The sequence below is a fragment of the Vallitalea guaymasensis genome (assembly GCF_018141425.1).
Classification (GTDB): domain Bacteria; phylum Bacillota; class Clostridia; order Lachnospirales; family Vallitaleaceae; genus Vallitalea; species Vallitalea guaymasensis.
The window spans coordinates 5,078,900-5,090,919 of the sequence record NZ_CP058561.1; the positions used below are offsets into that span (position 1 = coordinate 5,078,900).

The 12,020-nt window shown below is 32.8% G+C and carries 9 protein-coding genes; all 9 read left to right on the forward strand.

Features of this window, described 5'->3' with window-relative positions:
- The first annotated feature begins 22 nt into the window (after positions 1-22).
- The 9 genes from HYG85_RS21890 to ftsZ all read left to right on the forward strand — a co-directional run bounded on the left by HYG85_RS21890 (position 23) and on the right by ftsZ (position 11,957).
- A complete protein-coding gene (locus HYG85_RS21890; protein ID WP_113675244.1) occupies positions 23-1,948 on the forward strand; it encodes a penicillin-binding transpeptidase domain-containing protein in 1,926 nt (641 codons plus the stop codon).
- 88 nt (positions 1,949-2,036) lie between these two features.
- Complete coding sequence (locus tag HYG85_RS21895; protein ID WP_212691447.1) at positions 2,037-3,494, forward strand: UDP-N-acetylmuramoyl-L-alanyl-D-glutamate--2,6-diaminopimelate ligase; 1,458 nt, start codon at positions 2,037-2,039, stop codon at positions 3,492-3,494.
- 27 nt (positions 3,495-3,521) lie between these two features.
- Positions 3,522-4,910, forward strand: coding sequence for a UDP-N-acetylmuramoyl-tripeptide--D-alanyl-D-alanine ligase (locus HYG85_RS21900; RefSeq protein ID WP_212691448.1), 1,389 nt, complete (start codon positions 3,522-3,524; stop codon positions 4,908-4,910).
- A gap of 44 nt (positions 4,911-4,954) precedes the next feature.
- Positions 4,955-5,923 carry a phospho-N-acetylmuramoyl-pentapeptide-transferase gene (mraY, locus tag HYG85_RS21905; protein ID WP_212691449.1) on the forward strand — a complete coding sequence of 323 codons (969 nt, stop codon included), beginning with the start codon at positions 4,955-4,957 and terminating at the stop codon, positions 5,921-5,923.
- Positions 5,924-5,943: 20 nt separating this feature from the next.
- On the forward strand, positions 5,944-7,296 hold the full coding sequence (murD, locus tag HYG85_RS21910; protein WP_212691450.1) for a UDP-N-acetylmuramoyl-L-alanine--D-glutamate ligase: 1,353 nt from the start codon (positions 5,944-5,946) through the stop codon (positions 7,294-7,296).
- Between the two features lie 9 nt (positions 7,297-7,305).
- The gene (locus tag HYG85_RS21915; RefSeq protein ID WP_212691451.1) at positions 7,306-8,460 is read left to right on the forward strand and encodes an FtsW/RodA/SpoVE family cell cycle protein; all 1,155 of its coding nucleotides are present in this window, start codon (positions 7,306-7,308) and stop codon (positions 8,458-8,460) included.
- Positions 8,461-8,624: 164 nt separating this feature from the next.
- Positions 8,625-9,881 carry a UDP-N-acetylglucosamine 1-carboxyvinyltransferase gene (gene murA, locus HYG85_RS21920; protein WP_113675238.1) on the forward strand — a complete coding sequence of 419 codons (1,257 nt, stop codon included), beginning with the start codon at positions 8,625-8,627 and terminating at the stop codon, positions 9,879-9,881.
- Positions 9,882-9,891: 10 nt separating this feature from the next.
- A complete protein-coding gene (locus HYG85_RS21925; protein ID WP_212691452.1) occupies positions 9,892-10,647 on the forward strand; it encodes a cell division protein FtsQ/DivIB in 756 nt (251 codons plus the stop codon).
- Between the two features lie 191 nt (positions 10,648-10,838).
- Positions 10,839-11,957, forward strand: coding sequence for a cell division protein FtsZ (ftsZ, locus tag HYG85_RS21930; RefSeq protein ID WP_212691453.1), 1,119 nt, complete (start codon positions 10,839-10,841; stop codon positions 11,955-11,957).
- The last annotated feature ends 63 nt before the right edge of the window (positions 11,958-12,020 follow it).

A 12,020-nucleotide genomic window follows, 5' to 3' on the forward strand; every position in this document is an offset into this window, starting at 1 on the left:
AAGTTAATGTTATGGTGAAATAATGTTTAGAACAAAAACACATAATAGAAAAAGAACGTTTTTTATATGTTCCGTCTATGTTTTGCTACTTTTCATATTATGTTTTCGTGTTGGTTATATAATGATATGCAGAGCTGATTTTTTACAAGAAAAGGCAGAAGAACTTCATAACAGAGAACGAGTCATAAAAGCTGAACGTGGTAGTATACTTGATAGAAATGGTATACCTATTGCAGTAAATAAATCTGTCACATGTGTTTCTGTTATACATAACCAGATCACTGATAAGGAAAAAGTTATAGAAGTTCTATGTGACAAATTAGAAATGGATTATGATTTAGTTAAGAAAAAAGTTGAAAACAAAGTAGCTCTTGAAAGAATTAAGATGAACGTAGAAAAAGAGGTTGCAGATGAGATAAGAGAGTATGACTTGGATGGAATCATCATTGATGAAGATTACAAAAGAATCTACCCGTTTTCAACTCTAGGTTCTCATGTAATAGGTTTTGTTGGAAAGGATAATCAAGGAATTATTGGTCTTGAAGTAAAATATGATAAATACTTAAAAGGGGAAGTAGGTATGATATTAACAAGGACCAATGCAAAAGGTATTGAAATTGAAAACTTAGCAGAAAGCAGAAAAGACCCAGTAGCAGGGTATCATTTGGTTACAAGTATGGATGTTAACATTCAGAAATATGCAGAACAAGCACTTGAAAAAGTGCTTATATCCAAGAATGCTAATAGAGGCTCTATCATAGTAATGAATCCTCAAAACGGAGAGATATATGCTATGGCCAATAAACCGGACTTTAATCTTAATGAACCTTTCGATCTTGGGGATTTACAAATAGAATCAAGTGAAGAACAACAAAAAATACTCAATCAAATATGGCGAAATTATTGTATTAATGATACTTATGAACCAGGTTCCACTTTTAAGGTGGTTACTGCTTCGGCAGGGTTGGAAGAAAAAGTAGTTAAACTTGACGATACTTTTTTCTGTCCTGGTTATAGTATTGTCGCTGATAGACGAATAAGATGTCATAAGGCAGGAGGACATGGTTCAGAGACTTTTGTTCAAGGTGTTCAGAATTCCTGTAACCCAGTTTTTATGGCTGTAGCTGAGAGACTGGGAGTAGATAAGTTCCTCAAGTATTTTGACAAATTTGGCTTGTTGACCAAGACAGGAATTGATTTACCAGGTGAAGCGGTAAGTATAATGCATAAAAAGGCTAATATAGGACCTGTTGAGCTTGCTACCATGTCATTTGGTCAATCTTTTCAGATAACCCCATTGCAGCTTGTCAGAGCAGGTTCAGCAGTAGTTAATGGAGGGAAACTCATAACTCCTCATTTTGGTGTAGAGATTCTTAATCAAGATGGAGAACCTATTGAAACCTTGAAATATGACAACTCGAAAACAGCTATCAGTAAGGAAACATCAGATACCATGGCTAATTTATTAGAAAGTGTTGTTTCAGAAGGTACAGGTAGAAGATGTTATGTTCCCGGTTACAAAGTTGGAGGCAAAACAGCTACATCAGAAAAACTTCCTAGAAGCAGTAACAAATATATATCTTCTTTCTTAGGATTTGCACCAGCGGATAATCCACAGGTCATTGCTCTTGTATTAGTTGATGAACCAGAAGGAATATATTATGGAGGTACTGTTGCAGCTCCTGTAATTAGAGAATTATATGAAAATATTTTACCATATATGGGCATTAATCCAAAATATGTCCAAAGAGATTTTGATGAATTCAAAGTTGGAGAGATTACTATACCTGATTTATTAGGGGAAAATATAGATGAAGCAAAAAAAATACTAAAAGATATAGAATTAGAGATAGTAAATATTGGTAATGGTGAAACTATAACAGAGCAGTTTCCGTTACCAAATGATAAAGTTAATAGAGACAGTAAATTAATACTCTTTGCAGATTAAAAAAATTATGGTAATATTAATGGTAAATTATAGTTTTGGGAATTACATAATAGGCATTATATAATTCTCTCAGTTTGGAGGAGATAGTTTGAAATTACAAGGACTATTAAAGAATATAGATTATGAAGTTTTACAAGGAAATGAAGATATCAATATATCAAATATACAGTATGATTCAAGAAAAGTGACTGATGCCAGTCTATTCGTTTGCATAAAAGGTTTTAAGGTAGATGGACATAATTATGCAAAGAGTGCAGTATCAAAAGGTGCAAAAGCTATTTTGGTAGAAGATGATATTGAAGGAATTGATAAGGATATTGCTATACTTAAAGTTGGTGACACAAGAAAAGCTATAGCATATATTGCTGAAAGATATTATAATCATCCATCCAATAAGTTTAGGCTGATTGGTGTTACTGGTACTAATGGAAAAACTTCAATTACTTATCTTACAAAGAGTATTATTGAGGAATTCAATAAAAAAACTGGAATTATTGGTACAATTGAGAATAGAATAGGAGATGAAGTTCTTAAGGCTAGTAGGACTACACCTGAATCACTTGATCTACAAGAATTATTCTATAATATGGTTCAGGAAAATGTTAATGCTGTAGTAATGGAAGTATCATCTCATTCACTTGCTCTTCATCGAGTTGACGCGTGCAAATTTGACGTAGGTATATACACCAATCTTACTTTAGATCACCTAGATTTTCATAAGACAATGGAAAATTACAGAGATGCCAAGTTGAAATTATTCAAAATGTGTGATACAGGAGTAATAAATATTGATGACAAGTATGGACCATACATGATGGAGAATGGCACATGCAAAAGATATCTTACTTATGGTATTGAAAATGAAGAAGCAGACTTGAATGCTACCCAGTTGAGTATTGACCTAGGTGGAGTTACTTTCAATGTGGTCTATGAAGGGAATTCATATAAGATAACTCTTAATACACCTGGAAAATTCAGCGTTTATAATGCGTTAGCAGCTATGGGAGCTTGTTTGGCTCTAAATGTACCTATGGATGTAGTTATAAATGGACTTGAAAAGAATAAAGGGATCAGAGGGAGATTTCAGTCTTTCACAAGCAGTAAAGGCTATACAGTAATTGTTGATTATGCTCATGCACCTGATGGATTGCTTAATGTGTTACAATCCATGAAAGAATTTGCAAAAGCTAGAATTATTACTGTATTCGGCTGTGGTGGAGATAGAGATACCAGCAAACGACCTATAATGGGGGAAATCGCTGGTAATAATTCCGATTATTGTGTAATAACTTCTGATAATCCAAGAACTGAAGATCCAGTTTCTATTATTGATGAAGTTGAAATAGGCATTAAAAAGACTGATTGTGAATATGTTAAAGTAGCTGATAGATTAAAAGGTATACACACAGCCCTTTCTATGGCAAAAGAAGGAGATTTAATCCTTATAGCGGGCAAGGGTCATGAAGATTACCAAATACTTCATGATAAAGTGATTCATTTTGATGATGCTGAAGTAGTATTGAATTATTTTATGACAGAAGAATAATTGCCTAAGAAAGGAAATGATTTATTAATGAAGCAAGTAGATATAGAGACAATTGCTGAAGTAGTCAAAGGGAGTATTATAGGTAAAGAACTATTACAGCAACATATTGAATATAATAATGTCTCCATTGATTCAAGAACCATACAAAAAAACGATATATTCATACCTATAAAGGGAGATAACTTTGACGGTCATGATTTTATATTAGGGGCATATGAAAAAGGTGCTATAATATGTTTTACGGAAGATAAAGCAAAGATACCTTCTGATCGCTTAGGGTTATTGGTAGATGATACTGGGCAAGCTCTAAAAGATTTTGCCAAGTATTACCTTTCTATGTTTGAAATACCTGTTATAGCTGTAACAGGCAGTGTTGGAAAAACCAGCTGCAAAGAAATGATTGGGTCTGTTCTGAGTGCTAAGTATCTTGTTCATAAGACCAGCGGGAATTTTAACAACGAGATAGGGCTTCCTCTGACTATATTCAAGTTAGAAGAAAAACATCAAGTAGTTATTCTTGAAATGGGTATGAACCATTATGGTGAACTTCATAGACTCAGTGAGATTGCTAATCCAGATATAGCTGTAATTACCAACATTGGTGAAGCACATATTGAATACTTTGGTACGAAAGACAACATTCTGAAGGCTAAGAGTGAAATACTGGATTTCCTTAAGGAAGATGGTCTAGTAATATTAAATGGTGATGATCCTTATCTTAGAAAACTCAAGGATAGAATATCATTCAAGACACTTACTTTTGGTTTTGATGACAGTAATGATTTTTATATAGATGAATATAAAATATTAGGTTGGGATGGACTGGAAGGTACAGTAAAAGGAGATAACAGAGAGTTTGATATCAGAATAAATACACTTGGTAAACATATGTTGTATAATATATTACCAGGGATTATAATTGGGAATCATCTAAATATGACTGTAAGTGAAATTGAACAAGGTGCCTGCAATTATAAACCTTATAAGATGAGAATGGATAAAATTATTCTTGATAATGATATAGTAGTGATTAATGATGCTTATAATGCTAGTGTTGACTCTATGAAGTCTGCTCTCGAGACCTTGGCTAACTTAGATACTAGTGGCAGAAAAGTTGCTATTCTAGGAGATATGTTCGAGATGGGAGAAAGGTCTAGGGACGCTCATAGCAGAATAGGAGAAGAAGCAGCTAATAAAAACATCGATCTGCTTATATGTGTAGGTAAAGATGCCAAATATATTTTTGATGGTGCTGCTACTCGTGGAATGGATAAAGATAAAATATTATATTATGGTTCAAAAGAAAATCTAATAGATGATATTGATGATTTGGTTAACAACAATGACACAATTATAATAAAAGCATCTAGAGGAATGCATCTTGAGAAGATAGTAGAAAAGTTAAAATCATTATAAATAAAAGTTAAAACGAAAGTTGAGAAATTGAAGAGGTGGAACTTATGACAAATACATCCTATATAATACCAGTACTGATTTCATTTTTTATAAGTGTGGTGCTGTGTCCAATTGTTATCCCGTTTTTGGCTAGACTGAAATTCGGTCAATTCGTAAGGGATGATGGACCAAGAACTCATTTGAAGAAAGCGGGAACACCTACTATGGGTGGTGTAGTTATACTGGCAGGAATACTTTTGACATCATTGATTTATGTTGGAAGCAATCCTGATATTATACCTATACTATTCATAACTGTAAGTTTCGGTATTATAGGATTCCTAGATGATTTTATTAAAGTAGTTATGAAACGTTCTCTAGGATTGAAAGCTTATCAAAAAATTATAGCTCAGTTAATAATAACTGGATTATACTGTTATTACATGTTCAATGTAGTTTCACTGGGTACAGAGATTTATCTTCCTTTTACAGGAGGATTGGCAATTGACCTTGGATGGGCTTACATACCATTGATATTCATTATTATGATTGGTACAGTGAACAGTGTTAATCTAACAGATGGATTAGACGGTTTAGCTTCTGGTGTTACAGTATTGGTTGCTACATTTTTTACAGTAGTTAGTATAGGAATAAAAAGTGAGATTACACCTATTACATGTGCTGCTGTAGGTAGTTTGCTAGGGTTCTTATTATTCAATACTTACCCTGCTAAAGTATTCATGGGAGATACAGGTTCTCTTGCTTTAGGTGGTTTTGTTGCTGCTACAGCCATATACTTGAAAATGCCTATATTTTTATTGATAGTTGGATTAATCTATGTTGTTGAAGCTTTATCAGTTATGATTCAAGTATTTTATTTTAAACTTACTAAAAAGAGATTCTTTAAAATGGCGCCTATACATCATCATTTTGAATTATCTGGATGGAATGAGACAAAAGTTGTTGTGGTTTTCTGTATAATTACAGCAATTCTAAGTCTAATAGGACTATTAGCTTTTAATGGATTTTTTTAGGATGAAGGAGTGCTGCTAGAATGGAATTAAAGGATAAGAACATACTCGTTATTGGAATGGCATTAAGTGGTATAAGTGCAGCTAAATTATGCTTAGAAAAAAAAGCTGATGTCACAGTATATGATGGAAAAAGCAAGGAGCAATTGGTAGACAGTATAAAATTATTTGATGGAAAAGAACCAAGATTTGTTTTTGGAGATTTTGATTACAGTATTCTGGATAATATCTGGCTGGTGATAGTAAGTCCTGGTGTACCTCTTGATCTTCCTTTCATGAAGAAGATTTTTGAGTTAGGTATTCCTGTATGGAGTGAAATAGAATTATCCTATAGATTTTGTGATGCTCCTATTGTAGCTATTACTGGAACTAATGGAAAAACGACTACAACAACACTTGTTGGTGAAATAATGGAAACTTATTATAATAATACTTTTGTTGTTGGTAATATTGGTATTCCTTTTTCCCAGATAATTGATAAAACGGACAAAGATTCGAAAATAGTAGCTGAAATAAGCAGTTTTCAGCTTGAGACAATACATGAGTTTGCTCCAAGAGTGAGCGCTATACTAAACATAACTCCAGATCATCTTAATAGGCATAAAACATATGATAATTACATTGATGCAAAATTTAGAATAACTGAAAATCAATCAAAAGACGATTACTGTATCATTAATTATGATAATGAAATATGCAGAGGGTTGGCTGATAGGATTCCATGTAATATCTTCTATTTTAGCAAATCTAAGATAGATGCTAAAGGGATCTATTTAAAAGATGGTTATGTTTGTACTAATGTTCATGGAGCAGAAGAAAGAGTCATAGATATAAATAAGTTAGGTGAACACAATGTTGAAAACATTATGGCGGCAGTAGCGATTACAATATGTATGCAGGTTCCTATTGATGTGATTAGTAAAGTAATAGAGAATTTTAGAGGAGTTGCCCATAGAGTTGAATATGTAACCACTGTTGAAGGTGCTAAGTATTTTAATGATTCCAAGGCAACTAATGAAGACGCAGCCATTAATGGAATAAAATCAATGAAAAGTAATACAATATTAATTGGTGGCGGTATGGATAAAGGTGGAAGTTACGATAGCTGGATACAAGCATTCGATAATAAAGTAAAAGGTTTGATTCTATTTGGTGAGACAGCATACAAGATTGAGGATGCTGCTAGAGCGAATGGATTTGAATCAATATATCAAGTAGATAACCTGAAAGAGGCAGTAGATAAGGCATATACTTTAGCTGAAAGTGGAGACAATGTTTTGTTATCACCTGCATGTGCAAGCTGGGATATGTTCAAAAACTTTGAAGAAAGAGGTAATTTATTCAAGCAATATGTAAGTGAATTAGATAAGCAATAGGGAGGGGTTATGTTGCATGAAAAAACAATCAAGAGACATCGTAAGAAGCGGTCGCTTTTAAAGAAGAAAAAAAATCAGACAGATTTTACTCTTGTTGCAATAGTGGTTATTCTTATTGTTTTTGGTATCATTATGATATATAGCTCTAGTTATTATTATAGTATTGACATGTACAATGATAGTACTCATTACCTTAAGAAGCAGATTGTATGGGGTGTTCTAGGAATTGTCGTAATGATGATTGTATCAAGAATAGACTTTCATATATTTAATAGGTTTGCTTTGTTAATTTACATAATGTCTCTAGGTTTTTTGGTTCTGGTATTACTTGTTGGTAAAGAAATAAAAGGGGCTAAGAGATGGTTGATTATTGGACCTGTCAATTTCCAGCCTTCTGAGTTTGCCAAGTTGATGATTATTATTGTTATTGCTTATATTGCATCGAAAATGGTTAGTCACTTAGATAAATATAGATTGATGATGTTCATATTATTTATTATAGGAATTCCAACAGCGTTGGTTGGTGCAACCAACATGAGTACTGCTATTGTAGTTTTTGCAATAGGTGTGGCTATTTTATTTGTGGCAGTACCCAAAGTCTACAAACTGATGTTGATTACTGCTCTGCCCGGTGCTGTAGGTGCTGTACTTGGAATATTACTGGCTGGTTATAGAGCAGATAGAGTTAAGATATGGCTTGAAGGACCGTGGACAGATCCCCTTGGAAAAGGATATCAGACTATTCAATCCTTATATGCTATTGGTACAGGTGGTTTATTTGGTACCGGGTTAGGTCAAAGTATGCAAAAAAGAGGTTTCATCCCTGAGGCACATAACGATATCATATTTTCAATAGTATGTGAAGAATTAGGTTTATTCGGAGCTTTGGCGCTTATCATTTTGTTTATCTTACTTATATGGAGATGTATGGTAATAGCTAGTAATTGTTCTGATCTTAATAGTTTGCTTATTGTTGTTGGTGTTATGGCACAGATTGGATTACAAGTAATAATTAATATCGCAGTAGTTACTAATTCAATACCTGCAACAGGTATGCCGCTGCCATTCATTAGTTATGGAGGTTCTTCATTACTATTTCTTATGGTTGAGATAGGAATGGTGCTTGGTATAGCTAGAAGATCAAAGATTAGTAAGGCGGGATAGAAAATACATAAAACAACCCGTACGTTACAATGATTAATCATTTATTATTATAATAATTTTATGTTGCTGTAATTGATTAAGGGATAAGTTATATAGTAACATAAAAGGATTAAATGAATACTATGAATTATATAGAATTGCTATTTGTGCGGAGGTCGCAGTACATGGGTAAATATATTATAGAAGGCGGATACAGTCTAAGTGGCGAAATAAAAGTGCAAGGGTCAAAGAATGCAGTTCTCCCATTACTTGCAGCTACTGTTTTAAATGAAGGGAAGACATATTTTCATAACTGTCCAAAAATATTAGATGTCTATAATATGCTAAATATATTAACTTCCATAGGGTGTACTATTGAATGGGATGGCGATGTATTGATAATCGACTCTTCCGATATAACAACTCATATAATACCAGAAAAATATGTTCAGATGATGAGATCTTCCATTATCCTATTAGGTTCTGTTCTTGGAAGATTAAAAACTGTGAAGATATCTTTCCCAGGTGGTTGTTCTATTGGAACTCGTCCAATTGATTTGCACTTGAAAGCTTTAAAGCAGATGAATGTAGATATAAAAGATAGGCATGGATTTATTGAATGTAGTACTAACGAAATAATTGGCAATAAGGTTAGTCTTGATTATCCAAGTGTTGGAGCTACTGAAAATATAATGTTGACAGCAGTACTCTCAGAAGGAATTACAACTATTAATAATGCTGCTAAAGAACCTGAAATAGTAGAATTACAAGAATTTTTATGTGAAATGGGAGCTAAGATAGAAGGGGCAGGAACAGATACAATTACCATAAAAGGTGTTAATAAGTTAAAATCAGTTGAATATAGGATAATGCCAGATAGAATAGTAGCAGGTACTTACATGTGTGCAGTTGCTGCTGCTGGAGGAGAAGTCCTACTGAAAGACGTATGTAAAGAACATCTAAACTCAACAATAACTAAAATTAATGAGATGGGATGTTTTACAAAAGAATTTGAAGATAGTATATTAATAAAAGCGCCTGAAAGACTAAAGTCGCTTGATCTCATAAGAACACAACCTTATCCGGGTTTTCCTACTGATATGCAAGCCCAGTTAATGAGTTGTCTTGTTACAGCTGACGGAACAAGTATCATAGCTGAAACAATATTTGAATCAAGGTATAAACATGTTGCAGAATTAGTCAGAATGGGTGCAGATATTATTATAGATGGAAGAATAGCAGTATTAAAGGGAGTTAACAGATTAAACGGAGCAGAAGTTTTTGCGGAAGATTTACGAGGTGGTGCAGCATTAGTACTAGCAGGCCTAGGAGCAGAAGGTAAAACTATTGTTAATAATGCTAGTCATATTTTAAGAGGATACGAGAATTTGGAAAAAGATTTAAGCTTGTTGGGAGCCAAGATAAAATACTCTTCAGATTAAAGGTGATAATATGTCTAATGTTATTTCGATGGAAAAAGTTAGAAAGCGTAAAAATAAAACAGGTAAATTTGTCTTATTAATAATTTGCTTAGTGTTTATCCTAGTTATTTTTGCCTTTCAACTTATTAATGTAAATATCATTACTGTTATAGGAAATAAAATATATAGTGAAGAGAAAATAAAAAATATAGTAGGTATTCATGAAAAGACAAATCTATTTGTATATAAGTTAGCTTCTAAAGAATTGAATTTGGAAGAATATCCATATATCGAGAATATAGATATTAAGTACCGTTCTTTTAACAATGTAGATATTGTGGTAAATGAAAAAAGTGTAATATCCTATATTCCATATATGGGTAAATATCTATGTCTTAGTAAAGACGGTACTGTTATTGATTATACAAATGATTTGCAGGTTAATATACCTATTGTGCACGGGCTATCTTTTGACCATTTTGTAATTGGGGACAAGCTATTTACAGATGATACTGACATTTTCAAATCTATTTTAGAAATTTCACATAAAATGAAAAAATTTGATTTCAAAATAGATTATATAGATTTTAATTATAATGACCCAGAACAAATTATAATAAAAATCGACAAAATATCTATATCAATCGGCAACATAAATGACATTAATAGGAAATTTGAACTATTAAAGGACTTAATAGGCAAATTGCCTGAAGGTGTGGATGGAACAATTAACTTAACTGACGCAGATAAAAGAAATATAATATTTACTCCCTATAATAGTAAATAATGACTAGGTTTGTATAAGCAAAAACTTAAATAAATTTTATTTTTACTTAAAGATGAAAAAAAAATAATGAAAATTTCAATTTTTATATTGATTAATTTTCCAAAAAAATATATTATTATGTGTAAGAGATTATGTCAATAAAATCGCTTAAATGCATATAGATTAAGAAAGATTTGTTAGGAGGAACTACTTTGCTTGAAATTAAGATGAATGAAAAGGCAAGTGTGGCAAAGATTGTTGTCATTGGAGTAGGCGGAGGTGGAAATAACGCTGTTAATAGAATGATAGAAGATAGATTGAACGGTGTTGAGTTTATAGCTGTCAATACAGATGTACAAGCTCTACAATGTTCAAAAGCTTCTGTTAAAATTCAAATAGGTGAAAAACTCACTAGAGGCCTAGGAGCTGGAGCTAATCCAGAAGTTGGTTTAAAAGCTGCTGAAGAGAGCAAAGAAGAACTATCTGAAGCTATTAAAGGCGCAGATATGGTTTTTGTAACTGCCGGTATGGGCGGTGGTACTGGTACTGGTGCAGCCCCTGTAATTACTAACATTTCTAAAGAGATGGGGATTCTTACAGTTGGTGTTGTAACAAAACCTTTTGATTTTGAAGGCAGAGTTAGAATGAAGAATGCAGATGCAGGTATAACTGCATTAAAGAAATCAGTGGATACATTAATTGTCATACCTAATCAAAAATTATTATCTATCATTGATAGAAGAACAACTGTAAAAGATGCTTTCAAGAAAGCTGACGAAATATTACAACAAGGTGTACAAGGTATTTCTGATTTGATTTATACACCAGGTATAATTAACCTTGACTTTGCTGATGTAGAAACTGTAATGTCCAATAAAGGTATTGCACATATCGGTATTGGAAAAGCTAAAGGTGATAATAAATCTGAGGAAGCTGCACAAATGGCTATTTCAAGTCCATTGCTTGAAACAACTATTGATGGAGCGAAACACATACTTATTAACATTAGTGGTGATTCAAATATGTCCATGTTCGAAGCTAATGATGCAATTCAATTAATACAGGAAGCTACAGGAAATGATTCAAATATAATCTATGGTCAGATTATCGATGATTCTCTCGAGGATGAGTTGGTAGTAACTGTAATTGCAACTGGCTTTGAAGCACCTATTTCAGAGAGTAGAACTGATACAAGTAGTAAGATAAGTTCTAAAACAAGTGAAATGGTTAGTGCTACTACTGAGCCAGAGCAAAAAGTTCAGACAGATATACATATTGACGAAAAACCTATAGATATTCCACCATTTTTACAAAGAAAAAGAAATAGATAATATTTTTAAGTGAGAGGTTATTCCTTCGGGAGTAGCCTCTTTATTTTTTGTATAAATATTTAT